Origin of the sequence: Croceivirga sp. JEA036 (genome assembly GCF_011882165.1) — a bacterium.
In the GTDB taxonomy this organism is placed as follows: domain Bacteria; phylum Bacteroidota; class Bacteroidia; order Flavobacteriales; family Flavobacteriaceae; genus Croceivirga.
The window spans coordinates 308,999-333,324 of record NZ_JAATON010000001.1 but is presented as its reverse complement, the minus strand read 5'-3'; the positions used below and the strand labels follow the sequence as shown (position 1 = coordinate 333,324).

The 24,326-nt window shown below is 38.5% G+C and carries 18 protein-coding genes; 10 read left to right on the top strand and 8 right to left on the bottom strand.

Annotation, left to right across the window (positions count from 1 at the left end; all coding sequences use genetic code 11):
• Positions 1–41: 41 nt before the first annotated feature.
• The 4 genes from galB to HCO57_RS01190 form a co-directional block, all read right to left on the bottom strand.
• Entirely contained in the window at positions 42–2,516 is a 2,475-nt protein-coding gene (gene galB, locus HCO57_RS01205) for a beta-galactosidase GalB (protein ID WP_167987474.1), read from the bottom strand.
• Positions 2,517–2,793: 277 nt separating this feature from the next.
• The gene (locus HCO57_RS01200; RefSeq protein WP_167987473.1) at positions 2,794–3,351 is read right to left on the bottom strand and encodes a gluconate 2-dehydrogenase subunit 3 family protein; all 558 of its coding nucleotides are present in this window, start codon (positions 3,349–3,351) and stop codon (positions 2,794–2,796) included.
• On the bottom strand, positions 3,351–5,063 hold the full coding sequence (locus HCO57_RS01195) for a GMC oxidoreductase (protein ID WP_167987472.1): 1,713 nt from the start codon (positions 5,061–5,063) through the stop codon (positions 3,351–3,353). Before HCO57_RS01195 ends, HCO57_RS01200 begins: the two co-directional genes overlap by 1 nt.
• Positions 5,064–5,113: 50 nt before the next feature.
• Positions 5,114–6,673: a sulfatase family protein gene (locus tag HCO57_RS01190; RefSeq protein WP_167987471.1), complete on the bottom strand. Its 1,560-nt coding sequence runs from the start codon at positions 6,671–6,673 to the stop codon at positions 5,114–5,116.
• A 486-nt stretch (positions 6,674–7,159) separates the two neighbouring features.
• On the opposite strand from HCO57_RS01190, the gene HCO57_RS01185 reads away from it, so the two are divergent.
• From HCO57_RS01185 to fucP, 10 genes are all read left to right on the top strand, one after another.
• Positions 7,160–8,728, top strand: coding sequence for an alpha-L-fucosidase (locus HCO57_RS01185; RefSeq protein ID WP_167987470.1), 1,569 nt, complete (start codon positions 7,160–7,162; stop codon positions 8,726–8,728).
• Between the two features lie 84 nt (positions 8,729–8,812).
• The gene (locus HCO57_RS01180) at positions 8,813–9,820 is read left to right on the top strand and encodes a zinc-binding alcohol dehydrogenase family protein (RefSeq protein ID WP_167987469.1); all 1,008 of its coding nucleotides are present in this window, start codon (positions 8,813–8,815) and stop codon (positions 9,818–9,820) included.
• Between the two features lie 20 nt (positions 9,821–9,840).
• Positions 9,841–10,887: a sugar kinase gene (locus tag HCO57_RS01175; protein ID WP_167987468.1), complete on the top strand. Its 1,047-nt coding sequence runs from the start codon at positions 9,841–9,843 to the stop codon at positions 10,885–10,887.
• A gap of 94 nt (positions 10,888–10,981) precedes the next feature.
• A complete protein-coding gene (locus HCO57_RS01170) occupies positions 10,982–11,650 on the top strand; it encodes a bifunctional 4-hydroxy-2-oxoglutarate aldolase/2-dehydro-3-deoxy-phosphogluconate aldolase (protein WP_167987467.1) in 669 nt (222 codons plus the stop codon).
• Between the two features lies 1 nt (position 11,651).
• Complete coding sequence (locus tag HCO57_RS01165) at positions 11,652–13,304, top strand: UxaA family hydrolase (RefSeq protein WP_167987466.1); 1,653 nt, start codon at positions 11,652–11,654, stop codon at positions 13,302–13,304.
• Positions 13,305–13,311: 7 nt separating this feature from the next.
• Positions 13,312–14,787, top strand: coding sequence for a tagaturonate reductase (locus HCO57_RS01160; protein ID WP_167987465.1), 1,476 nt, complete (start codon positions 13,312–13,314; stop codon positions 14,785–14,787).
• Between the two features lie 5 nt (positions 14,788–14,792).
• Positions 14,793–16,319, top strand: a complete 1,527-nt coding sequence (locus tag HCO57_RS01155; RefSeq protein WP_167987464.1) for an alpha-L-fucosidase — start codon at positions 14,793–14,795, stop codon at positions 16,317–16,319.
• Between the two features lie 3 nt (positions 16,320–16,322).
• Positions 16,323–17,147, top strand: a complete 825-nt coding sequence (locus HCO57_RS01150; protein WP_167987463.1) for an amidohydrolase family protein — start codon at positions 16,323–16,325, stop codon at positions 17,145–17,147.
• A 1-nt stretch (position 17,148) separates the two neighbouring features.
• On the top strand, positions 17,149–17,943 hold the full coding sequence (locus HCO57_RS01145) for an SDR family oxidoreductase (protein WP_167987462.1): 795 nt from the start codon (positions 17,149–17,151) through the stop codon (positions 17,941–17,943).
• 19 nt (positions 17,944–17,962) lie between these two features.
• Complete coding sequence (fucP, locus tag HCO57_RS01140; protein ID WP_317171091.1) at positions 17,963–19,639, top strand: L-fucose:H+ symporter permease; 1,677 nt, start codon at positions 17,963–17,965, stop codon at positions 19,637–19,639.
• 41 nt (positions 19,640–19,680) lie between these two features.
• Here the strand turns inward: fucP and HCO57_RS01130 are convergent, their stop codons facing one another.
• The 4 genes from HCO57_RS01130 to HCO57_RS01115 all read right to left on the bottom strand — a co-directional run bounded on the left by HCO57_RS01130 (position 19,681) and on the right by HCO57_RS01115 (position 24,324).
• Entirely contained in the window at positions 19,681–20,400 is a 720-nt protein-coding gene (locus HCO57_RS01130; RefSeq protein WP_167987461.1) for a 3-ketoacyl-ACP reductase, read from the bottom strand.
• Between the two features lie 17 nt (positions 20,401–20,417).
• Positions 20,418–21,947, bottom strand: coding sequence for a Dabb family protein (locus HCO57_RS01125; RefSeq protein WP_167987460.1), 1,530 nt, complete (start codon positions 21,945–21,947; stop codon positions 20,418–20,420).
• Between the two features lie 7 nt (positions 21,948–21,954).
• The gene (locus HCO57_RS01120; protein WP_167987459.1) at positions 21,955–22,446 is read right to left on the bottom strand and encodes a GlcG/HbpS family heme-binding protein; all 492 of its coding nucleotides are present in this window, start codon (positions 22,444–22,446) and stop codon (positions 21,955–21,957) included.
• Between the two features lie 198 nt (positions 22,447–22,644).
• Complete coding sequence (locus tag HCO57_RS01115) at positions 22,645–24,324, bottom strand: sulfatase (protein WP_167987458.1); 1,680 nt, start codon at positions 24,322–24,324, stop codon at positions 22,645–22,647.
• Between the last annotated feature and the right edge of the window lie 2 nt (positions 24,325–24,326).

Below are 24,326 nucleotides of genomic sequence, written 5' to 3'. Positions count from 1 at the left end.
ACCAGCAAAAAACAAGTAGCATACAACAATAACGAAACATTTTATTCTGTTTTTATGGTGATTATTTCATCCTCTAATCCTTGTGAACTGGCGGTTATTTTAATTTCTCCTACTTGCCCATTTCCTTTTACTATAAGCACTGCTTTACCGCTAAAGGCTTTTATAAATGGTACTTGGAAAGATTCTAATGAAGCAGAATCTCCATTACCTACAGCTGCCAAAGCACCATCACCCTCTATTCTAAATTGCACTAAATTATTGGCTTTTGGCACAAGTGTACCATTTGCATCCACTACACTTACGGTAATAAAGGAAAGGTCAAGGCCATCAGCGTTTATGGCATTTCTATCTGCTTCTAATTTTAAATTAGAAGCTTTAGCAGCTGTTTTAATTTCTTTTTCTGCAACCACATTACCATTGGTATAAGCAACTACCTTTAAACTTCCTGGAGTGTACGGAACATCCCACCTTAAACGGTATTTGGTTTCGTAATCCCCTTTTGGAAAACCTTTATATTCTGCAGGTATTTTAGTGATATCCACACCTTTTCTCTTTTTCCCGTATGATTTTCCGTTCACAAAAAGCTCCACCTCTTCTGCGTTAGTATACGCAAAAACTGGTATTTGTTGCCCCTCTTTCCCTTCCCAGTTCCAATGTGGCAATACATGAACCATAGGTGCTGTTGTCCATTGACTTTGATATAAGTAAAAACGGTCTTTAGGAAGGCCGACTAAATCTACAGGAGCAAAATAAGAGGCATGAGAAGGCCAATCATCATTCCAATATCCATTAGTACTATTATCCCTACCTCCATACGGAGTGGGCTCTCCAAGATAGTCAAAGCCCGTCCACATAAATTCTCCCAACAAATATGGATTTGCTGCTTGGGTATCAAATTCTACATCTGGCGGGTATGCCCATGGGGGACCATTGATAACATCATAAGAAGAAACTTGTAAATCTGTATTGGTTAATTCTCCCGTTATAGGCAGGTCATAAACACCTCTACTACTGGTTTGCGAGGAGGTTTCTGAACCGTAAAGAATCATGTCTGGATGTTTGGTCTTAGCGTCTATATAACCGTTTGGTTTATAGTTTAATCCAACCACATCTATTTGCATGGCCAATTGATTATCAAAAGAAGCTGGATAATAGTTGAATCCTGCGGTGGTAGGCCTTGTATTGTCTTCGTCATGGCAAATATCATTTAGCATTTTAGCCACTTTCCAACCTTCTTTTCTGCCTTGTTCTAAAATTTCATTCCCAATACTCCACATGATTACGGAAGGGTGATTTCTATCTCGCTTAATCATGTCCCTTAAATCACGCTCATGCCACTGGTCAAACACCTTGTTGTAACCATTAGGCACTTTACCAATTTGCCATTCATCAAAAGCTTCATCTATTACCAATAAACCCATACGGTCGCAAATCTCCAAAAGTGCAGAAGAAGGTGGATTATGACTGGTACGGATGGCATTTACACCCATCGCTTTCATAATTTCCATTTGGCGCTCCGTTGCTCTATAATTTACCGCGGCACCCAATGGACCTAAATCGTGGTGCATGCAAACCCCTTTAAAATCCACACGTTTACCATTTAACTGAAAACCATTTTGTGCATGAAATGCTATAGTACGTACGCCAAAAGAACTATGATAAACATCCACCATAGTATCTCCTTGCCAAACTTGAGTTTCTAATTGGTATAAATTTGGTGCTTCTACATCCCATAATTTTGGAGCGGCAATTCGGAGGTCTGTTACTACCACATTATCACTGTTTGCCTTAAGATTTACCTCTTTATTTTCTGTAGTCACTACTACATTTTCATCTTTTACAATAGAAACTAAGTTGATTGTCTCATTGCCTTCTGTAGTATTTTTCAGGGTTGTTTGTACATGAACTTTAGCTTCTTGATTAGTAATTTCTGGCGTTGTAATGAAGGTGCCCCATTGTGCCACATGTATTGGATTGTTGATTTTTAGATGGACGTCTCTATAAATTCCTGCTCCTGAGTACCACCTAGAAGCCAAATCTTCTGGGGCCAAAGCTACTGCTAACACATTATCCCCTTCAAAGTTAATGTGTGGGGTAAGGTCAAATTCAAAACCTATATAGCCAAAAGGCCGCTCCCCTACTAGCTCTCCATTAAGGTAAACTTTGGTATTGTTCATAGCCCCTTCAAACGCTATCGAAATATACTTCCACTTGTGCTGTGGGTCAATTTTAAAATGTTTGCGATACCAACCCTTACCGTGTACAGGCAACCCTCCAGTCCTAGCATTGTATTGCGAATCAAAGGGGCCTTCTATGGCCCAATCATGCGGCAAGTTCAGTTTGCGCCAATCTGTATCATCATAGTTTATTTGCATTGCCGTTGGTTTATCGCCTTTTGCAAACAACCAACCTAAATTGAAATTTTGGTCTGGTAGTGGAGTTATGTCTTGACTGCTACAACTAAATAACAGAAGACTTGCTATTATAAATAGACTTAAAATCTTGGTAGTGTACATGGTTTAGTTTGTGTAATAATTTTAAAACTAAAGCATACCAAGGAATACTCACAACAACCTAAACATGTGTACTAGTATTTAGCACATTTGTTGCCTTGCATACCTTTTAATAGCCGAAAAATACTAGCTATACATTATCTTATTTATTTACACTAAACACGTATTGTTATAAAAAATGCACCTAATATAATGTTTAGGTGCACTTTAAAAATCGAAATTAAATAGAATTAATTTTCTACTTTGTAAAAAGTTTAGCTCCTTTTGGTGTATAGCCGAATTAAAGTGCCCATGCCTTACCTTCTGTAAGCTCATTTACATCTTGGCAAACTATGTATTGTCCCGGTATGGGATCATAGGCTAATAATTGCTCGCCCACATACTCCGTACATTTATAGCCCCAAATAGTTAGGTTTCTTATTTGATTTAGATAAGGCACTGTTTCCTCTTCACCAAACGCTTGTCGTAAAACTCGAGTAACATCTTCTAAGGATACTTCCATTAGGTTTTCTTTTTGCGAATTTTTCATCGCCATGTTACCAATAGTCGTAATGGCTGTCTTAAATTCCTCTTTTTCATTTTTAGGCATAACTTCTTTTGCAAATTTGTCTAGAAATACATGCACATTTACTTCTGATGCTGATAAGGTAGTTGTCTTTGGTAAAATACTATCTATAACTGCAACCAATATATTACCTTGTTCTTGGGTAAAAAATTGCGGTTTCCAAGGAGATGTCTCACTGGTTTTACATCCTTCTAAAACTGTTATAAATGAAGGTACAGCTACTACATAGCCTAAGGATTTACCCATTTGTATTAAGGCCTGTCTTCTTTCCATTAGATATTGCCGTTTTTAAGTTGATGTACTGCGTGATTGGCTGCTCTTGCCGTAAATGCCATATACGTTAAAGATGGATTTACACAACTAGACGATGCCATAAATGCGCCGTCTGTTACGTACACGTTAGGTACCTCATGAATTTGATTATGACCGTTCACCACCGACGTTTTGGGGTCCCGCCCCATACGAGCTGTACCCATCTCATGAATACCATGCCCCATATTGTACTTGCTATTATACGTATTTACATTCCTAGCACCAGCTTTTTTTAACATCTCTGCTGCTTGCACCATAATATCCTCTCTCATCTTAATTTCATTGTCTCTTATTTCCGCGTCAAAAGTTACCGTGGGCAAGCCCCATTGGTCTAGCTGATTGTAATCTAACGTCATTCTATTGTCTTGATAGGGCAGAATTTCTCCAAAACCACCAATACCCATAGCCCAACCCCCAGGTTTTAAGATAGCCTCTTTTAGGTCTGGTCCCATTTTAAATTCGGCAATGGATTCTTGCCAGTTTCTACGGCTTGCACCTCCTTGGTAACCATACCCTCTGAGGTAATTTGTGCTTTTAGATGCACCATCTAAATTTCTAAATCTAGGAATGTAGACACCGTTTGGTCTTCTACCTTTATAATATTTATCATCAAAACCATCAAATCTACCATTGGCACCTGACCCTAAATGATGGTCCATAATGTTTCTTCCTAGTTGGTCAGAATCATTACCCATACCGTTTGGGAATCTGTCTGATTTGGATTGCATTAGAATAGCAGCAGTTGCTACGGCAGATGCGCAGAGAAATATTACTTTGGCTTTATATACGTAGCTTTCTTTTGTAACTTGGTCTATTACTTTAACACCACTTGCCTTTTTTGTATCTGGGTCATAAATGACTTCTGCTACAACAGCGTCTGTCCTTAAGGTTAGATTACCTGTTCTTTCTGCCGCAGGTAATGTACTAGAGTTACTACTAAAGTAGCCCCCAAAAGGACAACCTCTAGAACATCTATTTCTGTATTGACATTTGGTTCTACCTTCAAATTTTAAATCACCGGTAAGGTGCGCTACCCTACCTACGGTAACTACTCTACCATCTATGTGCTGATGCACTTGTTCTTTAAAATGCTGCTCCACGCAATTCAGTTCCATTTTTGGTAAGAATTGACCATCCGGTAGCTGGGATAAACCCAATTTTTCTCCAGAAACGCCAATGTAGCGCTCTACTTTGTCATACCAAGGTGCTATATCCTTATAGCGAACAGGCCAATCTACCCCATGCCCGTCTAGTTTATTAGCTTCAAAATCTAGTTCGCTCCACCTATAGCTCTGTCTACCCCAGGTAATGGAACGCCCACCAACATGGTAGCCACGCATCCAATTAAATGGTTTTGTTTCGTTATAGGGGTGTTCTAAATCGTTTACAAACCAGTGGCTAGAATCGGCACTTTTTCCTTTAGGAGTTCTACTTTGTTTGGGTTTCTTCGCCTTTTCCTCAAGAGAAATTTCTCCCCCATACTCAAAATCCCATCTATCTAAATGAGCCGTAATATAATCCTTAATATGCTCTACCATTGGTCCACGTTCTAACAACAAGGTTTTTAATCCGCTCTCACATAATTCCTTCGCAGCCCAACCTCCTGTAATACCAGATCCTACAACAATAGCGTCATAAGATTCCTGTTCTTGATTAAAATAAAACTTATTCACTTGTAATTTTTTGTAGTAATAGAAATACTTAATGTAACTTATAGCTATGCTTACTTCAACTCTAATTCTGGAACCGACCCACTGGTTTTACCCCTTACTTTTTCATACGCGGCGATTAATTCCTTTAGTTTTTCTGGGTGTTCTTTAGCCACGTTATGTTGTTGAGCAATATCGTTTTCTAAATTATACAGTTGGTATTCCTTAGCATTACCTAATTCTATGTTTACCTGTGTATTTAATGGATTTCCGTCGTATGGTGGTATCATAGCCCAATTACCTTTGCGTAATGCCGTTCTACCTGTTGCCTCTATCACCAGTTGTTCTCTACCTTTATCTGTTTTACCTAATAAGGCATCCATCACATTTTCACTATCTGGAACATTACTTGCATCTACCCCTAAAAAGGAAGCTAAAGAAGCATATAAATCCATTTGGCATACTAGGGCAGCGGATGTTTTAGGAGTTATTTTTCCTTTCCAATAGACCATGAAGGGTACGCGGGTACCCGCTTCAAACAAACTATACTTTCCGCCTCTAAGCCCTCCTCTTGGAGTATGTGCACCTAATTTTTCTACAGCATCATCATAATAACCATCGTTTAAAACGGGCCCATTATCACTACTGAAAATGATTAAAGTGTTTTCTAACAATTTGTTTTTCTCCAATTCTTTTAAAAACTCGCCCAACATCCAATCTGCTTCTACTATAACATCTCCACGTGGTCCCATACCAGATGTACCAACAAATCTAGGATGCGGTGTTCTTGGCACGTGTGGTTGCTGTAGTGCATAGTATAAAAAGAAAGGCTCGCCTTTATGCTGATTTACATATGTTTTGGCTTTAGCTAAAAAATGGTCGGCCATTTCTACATCTTTCCATTTGGCTGCTTCACCGCCTTTCATATAACCTATGCGTGGAATACCATTGACAATACTATTATTGTGTCCATGGTGCCATTTCATCGTTGTGAGTTCTGGATTATCTTTACCTGTAGGCTGCCCTTCAAAATTAGAATCATAGCTTACCTCAATCGGGTCATTAGGATCTAAATTGGCCACCTTACCATTATCTATGTATACCGTTGGCACCCGGTCTTGGGTAGCAGCTAGAATATAAGAATAATCAAAACCTAATTGATTTGGCCCCGGAGTAATCTCTTTATTCCAATCCACATTACCAGCCCCTAAACCTAAATGCCATTTACCTACAATACCAGTATGGTATCCTTGAGATTTCATCAATTTAGGTAATGTCGGCTGCTCGGTATCTATTATAAGTGGTGCTGTACCTGGTAATATTTGAGCATCTTTTCTCCAAGGATATTCCCCCGTAAGTAAAGCATACCTGCTGGGTGTACAGGTTGCTGAACTTGCGTAACCAGATGTAAATTTGATACCGCCATTGGCCAACTTATCCATGTTTGGTGTTTTTAACGCTGTAGCGCCATATGCCCCCACATCTCCATATCCCAAATCATCCATATAAATGACTATAACATTTGGTTTCTGGGGTTCTTTTGCTGTAACTTTTTCCTCTTTAGTGTTGGACTTGCAAGACATTCCAAGTACCATTGCTAGTACAAGTGTACCGGTTAAAATCTGTCGCTTCATGGCTTAGTTCTATATGCTTTTTGGGTTTGTATTCTAACTGGGGTTAAGGTGGTAAAATTTTAGTTGCTTTCTTTATATGTATCGGTTTTTATAAGCAACAAATGGTTAGTTTGTTATTCCGACACATTAATTATACAGCAGCATTTCTCTAAAGTATACAGCCTTCTAAAATGGATTAAACTTTAAACTTAATTAAACCTATTCAGGTGTCCATTTAAATAGCTCATTTCACTTCTTTACAAACTCAACAAAAACTGAACAAGGCTTAAAAAGCGCTAAAAGATTCCTTTTTTGCTGCATGAATATAACCTCCATACCACCATTTTACCCTTAAAACAGCGTCAAGAAATTACCATCCTAAACAGTAACAAAACGGGCATTACCCATTTGTTGCAATCATAAAGACATCTGTTATTGAAGGCCAGAATCAAAAAGTAGAATTTAGCAATACTTAACAAGTACACTATCTCACATCAAATACAAATAATGATATTTATAAAAAAAATAATTCCGGCCTTTCTTGTTTGCTCCTTAACCTTTTTAGGTAATGCACAAGAGCAAACTAGTCCAGGTCAACTTAATACCTCTCGCAAATTTGAACCTAACTGGGAATCCATTAAGGCCAATTACAAGGACCCAGAATGGTTCAACGACCAAAAGTTTGGCATTTTCATTCATTGGGGTGCTTATGCCGTGCCCGCCTATGGTTCTGAATGGTATCCTAGGCAAATGTATATGGATACCGCAACTTTTACAGCGCAATTAAATTTACAGACCAAAGGCCCAAGTGCTACCTATACGCATCATAAAAAACACTATGGTGACCAAAAAGAATTTGGCTATAAAGATTTTATCCCCATGTTCAAAGGCGAAAAATTTGAGGCTAAAAAGTGGATTGACCTCTTTAAAAAATCTGGTGCTAAATATGTTATTCCAGTAGCAGACCATCATGATGGTTTTGCTATGTACAAGAGCAACACTACCCGCTGGAACTCCGTTGAAATGGGGCCTAAAAAAGATATTTTGGGCGAATTATTTAAGGAAGGTAGAGCGCAAGGTCTGATTATGGGAGCCTCCTCTCATTACGCTTTTAACTGGTCTTTTTACAATAAAAAGAACCATTTTGATACTACAGACCCTGCCTATTCAGACTTATATTCAGAAAAAGGGCAAGACGTTACCGAACCTGTTTCTGAGACCTTTAAAAAGAAATGGTGGAACCGTACTGTAGATTTAATAGATAATTACCAACCAGATATTCTTTGGTTTGATTTTTACTTAGACATTCCAGATTATGCGGAATATAGACCAAAGATTGCGGCATATTACTATAACAAGGGTATAGAATGGGGTAAAGAAGTAGTAATTAACGATAAAAACTTTGACCACGAAGCTTTCCCAGAAGGTACCGTTATTTATGATTTGGAACGTGGCAAGCTACCTGGTATTAGAAAATTACCCTGGCAAACCGATACTTCTATTGGTAAAAATTCATGGTGCCATGTTACCAACTGGGAATCTAAAACAGCTAATGAACTGGTAGATGACCTTGTAGACATCGTCTCTAAAAATGGAAATCTTCTTTTAAATGTAGGTCCAAAGGCAGATGGTAGCATCCCTAAAGACCAGCAAAAAATACTATTACAGATTGGAGATTGGTTAAAAGTAAATGGTGATGCTATTTACGGAACAGAATATTGGAATACGTTTGGTGAAGGCCCTACGGAAGTACAAAAAGGACATCATTCTGAAGGAAATAATAAAGGATTCACTTCTCAAGATATAAGATTCACCAAAAAAGGCAACAAACTATACGCCATACTATTAGAATGGCCAGAAAATAGGTCCGTAGTTATAAAATCTCTTGCCTTAGGCAATGCGTACACCAAAGGTTTGCAAATAAAAAACATACGCCTTTTGGGTAGCGATACCTCCTTAGATTTTGACCAAAATAGTACTGGATTAAGCCTTGCTGATTTAGGTAAAAAGAAAAGTGATTTTGCCCATTGTTTAGAAATAACCATGGCAGATAACATTACGGTAAATGTAGAGTAAGAAGTTAGTTTTTGAGTTAGTTTTTTTTAGTACAGCGCATCCTCAACAGGATGCGCTTTAATTGCAACCACAACCAAAGTAAACATGAAATATATAGTATGTGAAACCCCTGGTGATTTTAAGCTTAAAGAAAAAGATGCGCCTAAAGCCAAACCGGGAGAAGCCCTTTTACAAATAAAACGCGTAGGCATTTGCGGTACAGACCTACATGCGTACGCAGGCAACCAAGCCTTTTTTAGTTACCCAAGAATTTTAGGGCACGAGTTGGCTGCGGAGATTGTAGCTGTAGAATCCAATACTAAAAATCTTAACGCAGGAGACAAGGTGGTGATTATGCCTTATGTAAGCTGCGGTACCTGTGTGGCTTGTAGACAAGGTAAAACCAATTGTTGTACAAATATAAAAGTGCTGGGTGTACATACAGACGGGGGCATGCAAGAACAAATTACCGTTCCTATAGATTTATTACTACCTGCCAACAATTTAAGCTTTGAAGAAATGGCCATTGTAGAACCCTTAGCCATTGGTGCGCACGCCCTTAGAAGAGCAAATGTAAAAGCAGGAGAGACTATAGCAGTAATTGGTTGTGGCCCCATAGGTATTGGCATTATGAAGTTAGCACAATTACAAGGTGCTAAAGTGATTGCTATAGATGTAAATAAAGAACGTCTGTCTTATGCAAAATCTAAGATTGGTGTTGACCATACGGTTGTAGCTAATAAAGATGCTGCAAACCAAGTAAAAGAAATAACCAAAGGAGATTTTGCTACTGCAGTATTTGATGCTACGGGAAACAAATTTGCTCTAGAAAGTGGTCCAGATTATATGGCTCATGGGGGTCGCTATGTATTAGTAGGTTTATCTAAAGGTGAATTAATTTTTAGTCACCCCGCAATACATGCTAAAGAGTCTACTATTATGTGTAGTAGAAATGCTACGCTAGAAGATTTTGAGGTAGTGATTAATGCGTTACCAGAATTCCCAACAGACTCTTTTGTTACACACACAGTTGGTTTTGAAGATATGATTACACACTTTGATTCTTGGCTACAGCCAGAAACAGGTGTAATTAAAGCCATGGTAGAATTATAAAATATAACCGCATATAACTAATGAAAAAAATAGTCACTTTTGGAGAAATTATGTTGCGCCTAGCACCGGCAGGTTTTTTACGCTTTTCACAAGCCAACCAGTTTGATGTTGTGTATGGCGGAGGCGAATCTAATGTTGCTGTTTCTCTGGCAAATTATGGTCTAGATGTAGATTTTGTTACGCGTTTACCAAAAAATGATATTGGCGAGTGCGCTTTAATGGAAATGCGTAAACGTAATGTAGGCACTAGCAATATTGTCTATGGCGGTGACCGCTTGGGTATCTACTTTTTAGAAACCGGCGCGGTTTCTAGAGGTAGTAAAGTAGTGTATGACCGTGCACATTCTGCTATGGCAGAAATACAACCTGGAATGGTAGATTGGGAAAACGTTTTTAAAGATGCAACCTGGTTTCATTGGACGGGGATTACCCCTGCTATTTCTCAGGGTGCTGCAGATGCCTGTATAGAAGCTGTAAAAGTAGCACGTAAAATGGGGGTTACCATTTCTACAGACCTTAATTACCGTGCAAAATTATGGAAGTATTGTGATGATGCTAAGCGCGAGGAAATTATGTCTGAGCTTACCTCTTATTGTGATATCGTTTTAGGAAATGAGGAGGATGCTGAGAAACATTTTGGTATTAAACCAGAAGGATTAGACATCACTACGCAAGGAGAACATGTAAAGGCAGAAGCTTTCTTGTCTGTATGTAAACAAATGACGAGCAAATTCCCGAACGCCAAAAAAGTAATTACTACCCTGAGGGGCTCTTTATCTGCTAGCCATAATACATGGGCAGGTGTTTTGTATGATGGCTCGCAATTATTTAAATCTAGAGAATACCAAATTACCCACATTGTTGACCGTGTAGGTGGTGGTGATTCATTTATGGGCGGATTAATCTATGGTTTGATGACATGGCCTAATGACGACCAAAAAGCATTAGACTTTGCTGTAGCAGCTTCTTGTTTAAAACATACTATTAAAGGGGATGCAAATCTGGCTACAATAGCAGAAGTAGAAAAGTTAATGGGTGGTGATGCTTCTGGTAGGGTGGCTAGATAAGCTACCTTTTCCTTTTAACGGAGCAATATAAAAGATTAAGTTTTAACAGTAAAAATGGAAGTCCTTCCCTTTGGGTAGGATTTAGGACGGGCTTATGGCTAAATATTCAAGAATACACGTAGCACAAGTAATGCAAGAAACTGGTATGGTACCCTTATTTTACCATCCTGATGTTGTATTAGGTAAAAAAGTTTTAAAAGCTTGTTATGATGGGGGAGCACGCTTGTTAGAATTTACCGCTCGTGGCGATTATGCTTACGAAGTGTTTGCGGAACTAAACAAATACGCTTTGAATGAGTTAGATGGTATGATTTTAGGCGTTGGATCTATTACTGATAGTGCTGCCGCTAGCCTGTTTATGCAAATGGGGGCCAATTTTATAGTAACACCATCTTTAAGAGAAGATATTGCAATTACTTGTAATAGAAAAAAAGTAATGTATGCACCAGGCTGTGGTAGTCTTACAGAAATCAATCGTGCAGAAGAATTAGGTGTAGAAATTATAAAGTTATTTCCGGGTTCTACCTACGGCCCAGGCTTTGTAAAAGCCATCAAAGGTCCACAACCTTGGACAAGTATAATGCCAACAGGAGGTGTTAGTACAGAAGAAGCTAATCTCAAGGGGTGGTTCCAAGCCGGTGTTACTTGTGTGGGTATGGGTTCCCAATTGATTTCTAAAGAGGTATTAGCAAATCAAGATTTTATTGGCTTAGAAAAAAGGGTTGCTACTACACTAGCTGTAATTAAATCTATAAGAGCTTAAAATGCAACAGCAATTTCTACAAATACATCCCAAAGACAATGTTTTAGTAGCATTGCAAGACTTAAATGCTGGCCAAACCATAATTTTTGGGGCTACATCATTTTTTCTGCCACATACTGTAAAAGCTAAGCACAAATTTGCTTTGCAAACCATTACTAAAGGAGCAATTGTTTATATGTATGGTACCATAGTAGGTAAAGCAACCCAAAATATTGCACAAGGTGCTGCTATTACCGTAGAAAACGTGGTACATGCTTCTAGTGCTTATGGCGTTTCTAGAGAACCATGGACATTTACACCACCAGATATCTCTAAATTTAAAAATGCAACTTTTAACGGATATCATAGAGCAGATGGCAAGGTTGGTACTGCAAACTATTGGTTAATTATACCGCTAGTTTTTTGTGAAAACCGAAACGTAGAAGTGCTGAAAAAAGCCCTTTTACAACCCTTAGGTTACCGCTCGTCTGCAACAGACATTATTGCTACAGACATCTTGGTGAATTTGTATAAAAAACAAGCATCAAAACAAGAACTGGAAGAAGCCTCGATTTTAAAACCAAAAACTCCAGAAAAAGAAGAACGTGTTTTTCCTAATGTAGATGGTATTAAATTTTTAACCCATGATGGTGGCTGTGGTGGCATAAGACAAGATAGTGATACATTGTGCGAGTTACTTGCTGGGTATATTACCAACCCAAATGTTGCAGGTGCTACGGTACTCAGTTTAGGATGCCAAAACGCACAAATACCAATTCTAGAAAAAGCCATTGCCGCACGTGACAAAAATTTTAAAAAACCCATATTTTTCTTAGAACAGCAAAAAGGAGGTAGCGAAAAGCAATTTATAGAAAATGCCGTAAAGCAAACTTTCTTAGGATTAATAGAGGCGAACAAAACAACGCGAAAACCTGCTAAATTAGAGCATCTAACGCTCGGTTTAGAATGTGGTGGTTCTGATGGATTTTCAGGAATTTCTGCTAACCCAACTTTAGGGCATGTGTCAGATATGTTAGTTACCCTTGGCGCTAAAACGGTCTTAGCAGAATTTCCAGAATTAAACGGGGTGGAACAAGAATTAATTCACCGTTGTGACCAACAGGAAGATGCTGAAAAATTTGCACATTTAATGCGTACCTACGCTAAACATGCAGAAGCCGTTGGCTCAGGTTTTGAGAATAACCCCTCTCCTGGTAATATTAAAGATGGTTTAATTACTGATGCTATGAAATCTGCCGGAGCAGCAAAAAAAGGAGGTTCCTCCAAAATCATGGCTGTCTTAGACTATACCCAACCTATTACAAAAAAAGGTTTAAACCTGCTATGCACACCTGGCAACGATGTAGAAAGTACTACAGGATTGGCCGGGTCTGGTTGTACCATTATCTGTTTTACTACAGGTTTGGGAACGCCTACGGGTAACCCAATAGCACCTACCATAAAAATTGCAAGCAACTCTAGTTTAAGTCAACGTATGGCAGACATTATAGACTTTAATACTGGAGCTGTTGTAGAGGGTACAGCTTCCATACAAGAAAAGGGAGAAGAACTACTAGCATATATAATAGCTGTGGCTAGCGGAGAAAAAATCCCGAATGCCGTACGCTTAGGACAAGATGATTTTATCCCTTGGAAAAGGGGCATTTCTTTATAAGTAAACTATGGAATATCTAAACAGAACAGCAGTACAAAATAGTAGCATAAAACCCCTAAAAATACTACAATTTGGTGGGGGTAATTTTTTACGTGCTTTTGTTAACCATAGCATTCAAAAAATAAACCAACAAACAGATTTTAATGCAGGCGTAGCTATTGTAAAACCCACAGAAAGAGGCGACTACAAAGCACTTAAAAATCAAGATGGATTGTTTTCTGTAGAATTAGAAGGTATACAGAATGGTGAATTTATACAAGAGCTATCTATCGTAGATTGTGTTCAAACTATAGTAAATCCCTATAAAGAATGGGAAACATACCTGCAGTTGGCAAAAGAGCCAGATATGCGCTTTGTAATATCTAACACTACAGAAGCAGGTATAAAATTTAATGTAAAGGACCAATTAGATGCGCAACCGCCAAAGGAGTTTCCTGCAAAACTAACCCTTTGGTTGTGGAAGCGTTACCAACATTTTAATGGTGCTCAAGACAAGGGTTGTATATTTCTACCGTGTGAACTGGTTGAAGATAACGGAATAACACTCCGGAAAACCATTTTGCAATATGCAGCGCATTGGAATTTAAAAGCTGGCTTTAGTCATTGGATTAATAATGCATGCCACTTTTACAACACCTTAGTAGACCGCATAGTTTCTGGCTATCCTAAAAATAAAATTGAAGCAATTGAAAAAGAGCTCGGCTATAAAGACCAATTGGCCGTTCATGGAGAATTATACCTTAGCTGGCTTATACAAGGACCAGACTTACTATCAAAAGAATTTCCGTTTGATAAAACCGACTTAAATATTGCTTTAGTACCAAATTTAGGTCCTTATAGGAATCTAAAAGTACGTGTACTGAATGGAGCTCATACCAGCTTGGTACCCATTGGATATCTTTTGGGGCATCGCCTGGTTAAAGAAGTGATGCAAGACCAGACATTGGCCACGTTTGTATCTAATTTGCTACAAAAAGAGGTAGCTCCTACCCTAGAATTACCAGAAAACTATGTATCAAATTTTATTGCGGATGTATTGGACAGGTTTAAGAATCCGGCTTTGCAACATCAACTTATAAGCATTGCATTAAACAGTACTTCTAAATTTGGAACGCGTTTATTACCCACTCTTTTAGATTATCAAATGAATACGGGGTATCTGCCCAAACGCATCGTATTGGCACTAGCTGCACTGCTACGCTTGTACAAAGGGATAGACTTAAATAATGAAAATATCCCCCTAAACGACACCAAGACAACCCTTGATTTTTTCATCCAAGAATGGGCTGCCTTTAAGGAACATCAAGATTTTACCTTACTTACAAAAAATCTGTTACAAGAAACTGCAATTTGGGGTCAAAATTTAGACGCCATTCCGCAACTTACAGCACTTACTAGCAGCTATGTAAAGGCTATTTCTCAAAACCAACTTGCTTCTGTTTTAGAGGAATTATCTACTGATAACCAACCCGTAAAATCCTGATAGTTATGAAAACATCAACTGCACTTTTTGGTACCTTATTAGTATTCTCCATGGCTTGTAAAGAAGCAAAGGAACCGCCAAAAGAATCATCAGGAGAAAAAAAAGTAGAAGCATATGCAGAGGAGTGGGCTTCTTTAGGTAGCCATCAAGAAGCCCCAGAATGGTTTAAAGATGCCAAATTGGGTATCTATTTTCACTGGGGTTTGTATTCCGTACCTGCTTATGGTAACGAATGGTACCCAAGATGGATGCATTTTAAAGACCACAATATTTACCAACACCACGTAGAAAAATATGGTGATCCTGCTGAGTTTGGCTATCATGATTTTGCCCCTTTATTTACGGCAGAGCACTTTAACGCCGAGGAATGGGCTCAACTGTTTAAAGCGGCAGGTGCCAAATTTGCGGGCCCAGTTGCGGAACACCATGATGGTTTTGCTATGTGGGATAGTGAAATTACGCCTTGGAATGTAATGGATAAGGAGCCTAAAAAAGATATTACTGGTTTATTAGAAAAGGCCATCCGAGCAGAAGGCATGAAATTAATTACTGCCTTTCATCATGCTAAAAACTTGCAGCGCAGCACTACATTGGGAGTAGAAGACGAAAAAAGTCACTTTCCCTATTTTGAAAATATGCCCCCATCTTCTGATGACCCAGAACTGCAATTACTATATGGCAATATGGAACCAGAACAATGGTATAAAGACATTTGGACGGGTAAGTTAAAAGAAGTTATAGATAATTATAGGCCAGATATTATATGGTTTGATTACGTTTTAGGAGATATACCGGAGGCTTACCGTAAAGAGTTTGCTGCTTATTACTTAAATAAAGCAAAAGAAAATAATCAAGAAGTAGTGATTGTGCGCAAACAGCACGATATGCCATTAAATATGAGTGTGGAAGACTTGGAGCAAGCTCGTAAAAACGAGATTGGTACCAAAACATGGATGACAGATGCTACCATAAGTAATGGAAGTTGGGGCTACACAGAAAATCTAGGTGTTAAGGCGGCAGAAGATGTGCTGCATATGCTTATAGATATTACCAGTAAAAATGGGGTACTACTATTAAATGTATCGCCAAAGGCAGATGGAACCATTCCTCAAAACCAAAAAGAAGCACTTTTAAAAATGGGTGCTTGGCTACAAACCTACGGGGATGCTATTTATGGTACAGAGGCTTGGTACACCTTTGGTGAGGGGCCTACCAAAGAACCAGAAGGTCATTTTAAGAATCATCACGCCTTTATGAAGCTTAAATATAGCAATAAAGACATTAGATACACCACTAAAGACTACCATATCAACGCCATTGTACTGGGTGCTTTGGAACCCAATTCAAAACTAACATTAGAAGCTTTTGCCAAAGAACAAATTAAAGACGAAGTAAGTATCACAAAGGTCCAAATTTTAGGAAGCGATGCTAAGGTGAATTGGGAACTTACTGATGAAGGGTTGGTTGTTGAAACCCCCAGTACTTCTCCAGAAACAATGGCAAACATAGTACAAGTAACCATAGAACAATAAACCATGGTAATAGATGCGCATCAACATTTTTGGCACTACAATGCTACTAAACATGCATGGATAGATGATACCATGGCGGTTATCCGTAAAGACTTTTTACCTGCGGATTTAGAACAGGTCTACAATACCCATGGTATAGACGGTTGTATTGCAGTACAGGCAGACCAAACTTTAGCAGAAACGGATTTCTTAGTTCACTTAGCAGAGCAACATGCCCTAATAAAAGGCATAGTTGGTTGGGTAGATTTACGTAACCCTAAGGTTGGGATGGATTTAGACCGCTACAAAGAAACTAATATTGTTAAGGGGTTTAGACATGTGGTACAGGGAGAACCGGACCATAATTTTCTCTTGAGACCAGCCTTTTTAGATGGTATTGCCCAACTGCAAGAGCGAGATTTTACTTATGATATTTTGGTTTTTCCACATCAGTTAGGAGCCGTTTTAGAATTTGTAAAAACCTTTCCCAATCAATTATTTGTTATAGACCACATGGCAAAACCTTACATAAAGGATGGCTATTTTGAAGGTTGGGCTACAATGATGAAAGCCATAGCGGCACATGAAAATGTATACTGTAAATTGTCTGGAATGATTACAGAGGCAGATTACCACCATTGGTCGGCTTCCCAAATTAGTAGGTATATGGATTTAATATTGGAAAGTTTTGGGGCGGATAGATGCCTATTTGGGTCTGATTGGCCAGTGTGCCTTGTAGCGGGTAATTATGGCCAAGTAAAGCAATTAGTGACCGACCATATTGCAACATTGAGCGATGATGAGCAACAAAAAATAATGGGGTTAAATGCCTTAAAATTTTATTTATAAGATGGATTTACAACTAAAAAATAAGATAGTTATTGTTACCGGAGCTGCTGGCTTACGCGGTAGCATTGGCCATACCATAGTAGAAGAATTAGCCCAAGAAGGGGCAATCCCTGTTATAATTTGCAGAAACGATAGAGGTTTTGAGTACGAAAAAGAGTTACAAGCTCGTGGTGTTGATGCCCTTTTTGTAAAAACCGATTTAACCAAAGTAGACCAAATAGAAAGTGCCGTTAAAACGATTGCTGACAAATACGGCAAAATTGATGTTTTAATTAATAACGTAGGCGTAAATGACGGGGCTAGTCTAGAAGCATCGATAGAAAAATTCATGTGGTCTTTACAACTAAATTTGGTAAGCTTTTTTGCTATGACCAAGTTTTGCTTGCCCTACTTAAAAGAGAGCCAAGGAAACATCATGAACGTGGGTTCTAAAGTGGCACTTACGGGACAAGGAGGTACTTCCGGTTACGCTGCAGCCAAAGGCGGTGTTCTAGGTTTAACTAGAGAATGGGCTGTAGATTTAATTCCGTTTGGCATACGCTCTAACGCCTTAATCATTGCAGAAAGTTATACTCCAGCTTATGAAAACTGGATTAATAGTCTAGAAAATGGTCAGGAAAAACTCGATGGTATCAAAAAATCCATTCCATTACACAATAGAATGACCTCCCCAAAAGAAATTTCTGATGCCATTCTTTTTGCAATCTCTGAACGTTCTGCACATACAACAGGCCAATTTATCACCGTAGACGGGGGTTATGTGCATCTGGACCGCGCCCTACTTTCAGAAAAATAACAAACTAAACAACCACAAAATGAATACAAACCAATCTACTCCTGTAGTTGCCAAAAGTGTTTTGGTACCTTTTATTCTCATCACTTCTCTATTTGCCCTCTGGGGCCTAGCCAATGATATGACCAACCCTATGGTTAGGGGATTTCAAAAAGTTCTAGAATTGAGCAATACACAAGCTTCTTTGGTGCAATTGGCTTTTTACGGAGGGTACTTTACTATGGCTATACCCGCTGCATTATTTGTAAATAAATATTCGTACAAAAAAGGTGTTTTATTGGGCTTAGCTTTGTATGCCGTTGGAGCTTTATTGTTTTATCCGGCAGCAGCCAATGAGAGTTATCCGTTTTTTTTAGCAGCACTATATATTCTTACGTTTGGTTTGGCTTTTTTAGAAACCACAGCCAATCCGTATATTCTTTCTATGGGAGACGAGGCTACTGCTACCAGACGATTAAACTTCGCTCAGATGTTTAACCCGATGGGGTCTATTTTAGGATTATTGATTGCCCAAAACTTTGTTTTAGGGGCTTTACAGTCAGATGATACTGCTGCCGATGGAACGCCCATTTACGATACCTTATCAGAGAGCGCTAAAGCGGCTATCAGAACATCAGATTTACAAATCATCAGAAATCCCTATGTGATGTTGGGCATTGTGGTGTTGGTATTCTTTGTATTGATTAGTGTGATGAAAATGCCACAGAATAAAAATCAAGAATCAAAAGTGAATTTTACAGATGCTGTTAAACGCTTATGGAGTCAGCCTAAATTTTCTTTTGGTGTTATTGCGCAGGCCTTTTATGTAGGGGCACAGATTATGTGTTGGACCTATGTGTATCAATATGCCGAAACCTTAAGTATTAATGCGAAATCTGCCGTTTGGTATGGCCTTGCCGGCTACTTAGTATTTTTAGTGGGTAGAACTGTAGGTACGGCACTTATGGCAAAAATAGACTCTGGTAAACTCTTAATGTTCTTTGGTATTGGTGGTATGGTAACTTTATGTGGTGCTATCTTTTTACCAGGCATGTTGGGTATTTACGCATTGGTTGCAACATCATTCTTTATGTCTATCATGTTCCCTACTATTTACGGAATTGCTTTAGAAGGCCAAGGGGAAGATGCCAAGTTTGGTGCGGCATTTTTAGTGATGGCCATTGTAGGTGGAGCACTATTACCTTATTTACAAGGGTATATGCTAGATTTTGGAGGTACAGGTTATGAGGATACCACCATTGCCGGAGTAACGGAGATGCGTTTTAGTTTTATTCTATCTCTTATCTGTTTAGGGGTTGTTGCCTTCTACGGCAAACTAGTGTATAAAAAGTACCATAAACACGCTAAAATTGAATTTATGAAGACCTACAGACACTGTTTTTCTTGTGATTTAAAGGACGATGCGGAACTCATTGCCAAGTACAAAGAATACCATGCACCTGGTAATGCTTGGCCAGAAATTACAAAGAGTATTAGGGATGCCGGAATTGTAGATATGCAAATTTACCTAACCGGCAACCGGATGTTTATGATTATGGAGGTAGATGAAACCTTTGACCCTACTAAAAAAGCACAGATGGATGCTGCTAACCCCAAGGTACAGGAATGGGAGCAACTCATGTGGGATTTTCAACAAGGATTACCGTGGGCAAAAGAGGGCGAAAAATGGATAGCTCTAGAAAAGATTTTTCAATTATAACGAACAAAAAAAAGCTACTCGAAAGAGTAGCTTTTTACTTTTTACGGATTTGTAGACCACAACGCGGCCGATTTTAACATCGCCCTACGCGGTAATTTTAATCCTGATACAATGAGTTCTGCAAAATCTTGAGGCTGTAAAATGTTTTCTTCACTTCCTTTTTGTGCAAACCCAAGGTCAATAGTCATGTCTGACTCTATTGTACTTGGTGTCATGGTGATGACCCGTACATTATGTTTTCTTACTTCTTTCATCAAAGATTCTGACATGCCAATGACAGCGAATTTAGATGCCGAATATGCTGAAACATTTGGGTTTCCATTAAGTCCGGCAGTGGACGAAATATTGACAATATCTCCCTCACTACGTGCTACCATTTGTGGTAACACTTCTTTAGTAACATAATACATACCCATTAGGTTGGTTTGTATCATTTGTTGCCAGTCACCCACCGGCATTTCCAAAAAAGAGCCTACACCAGCAATACCCGCATTATTTACCAAAATATCTATTTGGCCCATAGCATCCATAATAGTCTTTATGCCTTGTTGTACAGCCTTGTAATTTCCCACATCAAATACCGCATAGGTTGCTTTAACGCCTAACGCTTCTATTTCTTTAACCGTAGTTTTAAGTGTTTCTTCGTTTCTGCCTGTTATTGCAACAGCTACCCCTTCCTTTGCTAATGCTATAGCAGTGGCTTTTCCTAGCCCTCTGCTACCTCCTGTAATAAGCGCGGTTTTAGTATTTAAATTTTCCATTCTTACTATTATATTTTTTATTTATCCGTCCAGTAATCCATCACGAAAACCCCACCGATTATAGGACCTACCTTTTTTACTAAATCTAAGTGTGTTTTATGAAATAGGTATTTTTCTCGGCCATGTTCATCATCAAACGTAAGCATAAACGTATGGGTAAAGCCTTCGCTATGACCTTCTGTACTATCGTTCTCACCCCATTCAATAGCAACAATTTCAGGAATGGTTTTCTCTAAATCTAAGAAAGTCTGCACGGCCTCTTCTACCTGTTCTGAGGTAGCCTCTTCCTTATACTTTAAATTGACAATATGGCGTAATTTTTTACCTTCTCTATTAATTTTTGGTGCTATTTGATAGCTGGCAATTTTATTTAACTCAAAGCTCATAGATCCCGCTACTAATAATTGGTTTCCATTGATGTTTAAACTTCTTAATCCGTAGTAGATAGGAAAGCCCGTTTCTAAATAGTTCAAGGGTGATAATTTACCGTCTTCATCTAATTTTACTAACTGAATGCTAGCATCATCCCGTGTCCCTACTGCAAAAATGGCGTGGTTTTGCTCCACGGAAACCACTTCAATTCGTGTTTGCCCTTGTAGTTTGGTGGTTTCATCATCCTTTAAAACAAAATGCGGAACCAAGGCGCCTTTTTTATTCACCTTAAATACGCTTACCCCATCTCCGTGATAGTAAAAATCTGGATTCTTAATAAAGCCATTGCGCTCATAATATTTATGGTGCCTATGACCTACTACTACATAATGGTTGTCTCCAATAGTGGCACCAGTTACGGGATAAGCCCCTGTTAAATACCGGTCCGTAGTGTTGTCATGAATGTTGTTCACATTTTTAAACGTGCCATCTTCAAAAACTCTAAAACTACTGACTCCATTATCTTGAAATCCGCTGGTGTAGAGATAGGTTTTCCCTTTTATTTTATGTACAAACATTCCAATAATTCCATCAGTGTGCAACTCTTCTGTATCCTTCATGGATTGTACGTGAGTAAGGCTGCCATCATTATTGATTTTAAAACAGCTTAAACCAGGTGTTTTTTCCTCTAAACCACCTACAAATAAATACGATGCCTTTTTCATGTGGACCACTTGCAGTGTAATACCTACGGCCAAATGCGTATCTTCTGTATCTTCTACCATAGCGGCACGTTCTAAAGAACCGCTTTCTAATATTCTAAAAGTTTCTACTACATTGCCGTATTTGTTGGCGATAAATAGAAAATCGTTCCCATTGATGTTATCTGCTACCATACCTCTAGCGGGGCCTTTTTGCTTGTACAATTCGTGATTACTAACTGGTGTAAGCATACCTTCAGCATCAATTTGATAGACATCTACATTCCCTACTCCACCAGCGTACACAAAATGCTTTCCATTCTTTTCATAACTGGTAATGGAGACCGTATTTTTCCCAGAGATATCTTTAAAGTCTTTACGGTATATCATGGGGTTATTTACATCTTGAGCTGCGAGTAAGCCACAGCCTAGAATGGTAACAGCTAATAAAACAGTATTCTTTAGAGTTTTCATCTGTATGCTAGTTTTGAGTTAAAAGGACATCCGCGCCAGCGGTTGCAATAATTCTATCTTCTTCTATGGTACCGCCACTTACACCAATTGCGCCAATAATTTTACCTTCTTTGTTTTTAATGGGTACACCTCCGGGAAAGGTAATGAGACCATCATTACTATGTTCAATATTATAAATAATACCTCCAGGCTGGGTTAATTCGCCCAACATACCCGTATCAATATCAAAATAGCGGGCTGTTTTTGCTTTTTTTATAGCCACATCTATACTCCCTAAATAAGAATTATCCATTCTTACAAAAGACTTAAGATTGGCCCCGGCATCTACCACCGCTATGTTTACCAAGACCTTCATTTCTTCTGCTTTCTGCTTAGCTACCTGCAAAGAATTTAAGGCTTGCTCGGTACTAATATCATATGGATTTTGTGCTTGTAGTTGTAATGACGATACGATTAAAAGAAAAACTATCGTAATGATTTTAATTGGTTTGCAAATCATGGTTTAGTTATTAATTATTATTTATTGCAAAAATTAAAAACTAGAGGCACAAAAAAGTTGAACTAGTTCAACTATACCCAAAATTCTTTAACCAAATTGCCCATTATTTAAAACCTCAACTTTATAAAAAAAGCTGCCATCCTTTGACGTAGGATAGCAGCTGGTTTGTGATACTTTATGGTAACGTAAAAGGTTTACCTAATCATTCCAGTGTTCCTCTATCACTTTTTGTATATGTGGATAGTTCTTATCCGTTTCATCTAAATCTTCTCTTACTTGTATAAGCTCTTTCTTTAAATTATTAATAATTTCCTCATAGGCAGGGTCTTTATAAGCGTTATTCATTTCTTTAGGGTCTTTAGACAAATCGTAAAACTCCCAAGCTACTGGTGTATTACGCGTATAATCATTACCCCAACTAGCCTTGTTGTAGTCCGCATTTGGATTTTCAGTATCTACCCAATACCTACCGTAAAAGAAAATTAGTTTATACTGCTTGGTTCGTATACCAAAATGTGCTGGATTTCCATGTCTATGTGCCAAATGCATCCAATAACGATAGTAAGTGGATTTTGGCCAATCTGCAGGTTCTACACCAGTCTCTAAAATGGTTTTAAAGCTTTTACCTTGCATATAGTCCGGTACATCACCGCCTGCCAATTCTATAAGTGTAGGAGCAAAATCTGTATTATTAATTATGGCATCTGAACGGGAGCCTGCTTTAATTTTTTCTGGGTAACGCACAAAGAAAGGCATGCGCATACTCTCATCATACATCCATCTTTTGTCAATATAATCGTGCTCCCCCAACATAAACCCTTGGTCTCCAGTATAAACGATAATTGTATTGTCTAGTAAATCGTTTTCTTTTAAATAGTCTAAAAGTCGTTTTACGTTATCATCCACACCTTTTACACAACGCAGATAGCGTTTTAAATAATCTTGATAAACTTTACTAGCTATTTCTTTTTCTTCCGCGTTGTACTGCCAGGCTTTGTGTTCCTCTATACCAACATCCTTAGCATTGCGGTATTGCTTGTAAATACTACTATCTTTATAGATATTCATGGCTTGGTTACGTATTACATTTCTTCTAGAAACCGAAGAACCAATGATGCGTGTTAGGGAATCATGGGCTCCTCTTGTGGCTACGGAACCATTATTTTTATTATTGTACAGGCTTTCTGGCTCTGGAATAAACGTATCTTCTAAATAAGAATCGTACCGTGGTGCGTTCTCAAAATCATCATGTGGCGCTTTATAGTGATGCATTAAAAAGAATGGCTTGTTTTTATCGCGCTTATTCTTTAACCAATCTAAGGTTATATCTGTTATGACATCTGTACTATGCCCTTCTGTTTTAACCACATTGTTAGGCCACTCTTTAGCTCCTTGTACTCTGAATTCTGGATTAAAATATTTTCCTTGGACTGGTAATACTTTGTAATAATCAAAAGCTGCAGGTTCTCTGTGCAAATGCCATTTACCCACAATAGCAGTTTGGTAACCTAGTTTCTTCATCTCTGTTGGTAGGTATTGTTTTTCTGGTGGTAGTTCTCCTTCTAAATCCAATACACCATTACGTTGCGCTCGTTGCCCAGTGATTATAGCTGCCCTACTAGGTACGCAGATGGAGTTGTTTACAAACACATTTTCCATCAACATCCCCTCGCTTGCCAATTGGTCAAGGTTTGGCGTGGGGTTTAAGCTCGCCAAACGACTACCGTAAACACCGAATCCCTGGGTGGTATGGTCGTCTGACATGATGAAAATGATATTAGGAGGCTGCTTTTCTTTATTAGTTTTCTCAGCAGTATTTTCTTTACAAGCTCCTACGGCAAAAAGCAAGGACAGCGCTATTAGTTTAGATTTAAGCATGT

Bases quoted from the DNA above. Each gene is read 5' to 3' on its own strand.
- galB (WP_167987474.1), bottom strand. From the start codon at position 2,516: ATGTACACTACCAAGATTTTAAGTCTATTTATAATAGCAAGTCTTCTG.
- HCO57_RS01200 (WP_167987473.1), bottom strand. From the start codon at position 3,351: ATGGAAAGAAGACAGGCCTTAATACAAATGGGTAAATCCTTAGGCTAT.
- HCO57_RS01190 (WP_167987471.1), bottom strand. From the start codon at position 6,673: ATGAAGCGACAGATTTTAACCGGTACACTTGTACTAGCAATGGTACTT.
- HCO57_RS01185 (WP_167987470.1), top strand. From the start codon at position 7,160: ATGATATTTATAAAAAAAATAATTCCGGCCTTTCTTGTTTGCTCCTTA.
- HCO57_RS01180 (WP_167987469.1), top strand. From the start codon at position 8,813: ATGAAATATATAGTATGTGAAACCCCTGGTGATTTTAAGCTTAAAGAA.
- HCO57_RS01175 (WP_167987468.1), top strand. From the start codon at position 9,841: ATGAAAAAAATAGTCACTTTTGGAGAAATTATGTTGCGCCTAGCACCG.
- HCO57_RS01170 (WP_167987467.1), top strand. From the start codon at position 10,982: ATGGCTAAATATTCAAGAATACACGTAGCACAAGTAATGCAAGAAACT.
- HCO57_RS01165 (WP_167987466.1), top strand. From the start codon at position 11,652: ATGCAACAGCAATTTCTACAAATACATCCCAAAGACAATGTTTTAGTA.
- HCO57_RS01160 (WP_167987465.1), top strand. From the start codon at position 13,312: ATGGAATATCTAAACAGAACAGCAGTACAAAATAGTAGCATAAAACCC.
- HCO57_RS01155 (WP_167987464.1), top strand. From the start codon at position 14,793: ATGAAAACATCAACTGCACTTTTTGGTACCTTATTAGTATTCTCCATG.
- HCO57_RS01150 (WP_167987463.1), top strand. From the start codon at position 16,323: ATGGTAATAGATGCGCATCAACATTTTTGGCACTACAATGCTACTAAA.
- HCO57_RS01145 (WP_167987462.1), top strand. From the start codon at position 17,149: ATGGATTTACAACTAAAAAATAAGATAGTTATTGTTACCGGAGCTGCT.
- fucP (WP_317171091.1), top strand. From the start codon at position 17,963: ATGAATACAAACCAATCTACTCCTGTAGTTGCCAAAAGTGTTTTGGTA.
- HCO57_RS01130 (WP_167987461.1), bottom strand. From the start codon at position 20,400: ATGGAAAATTTAAATACTAAAACCGCGCTTATTACAGGAGGTAGCAGA.
- HCO57_RS01125 (WP_167987460.1), bottom strand. From the start codon at position 21,947: ATGAAAACTCTAAAGAATACTGTTTTATTAGCTGTTACCATTCTAGGC.
- HCO57_RS01120 (WP_167987459.1), bottom strand. From the start codon at position 22,446: ATGATTTGCAAACCAATTAAAATCATTACGATAGTTTTTCTTTTAATC.
- HCO57_RS01115 (WP_167987458.1), bottom strand. From the start codon at position 24,324: ATGCTTAAATCTAAACTAATAGCGCTGTCCTTGCTTTTTGCCGTAGGA.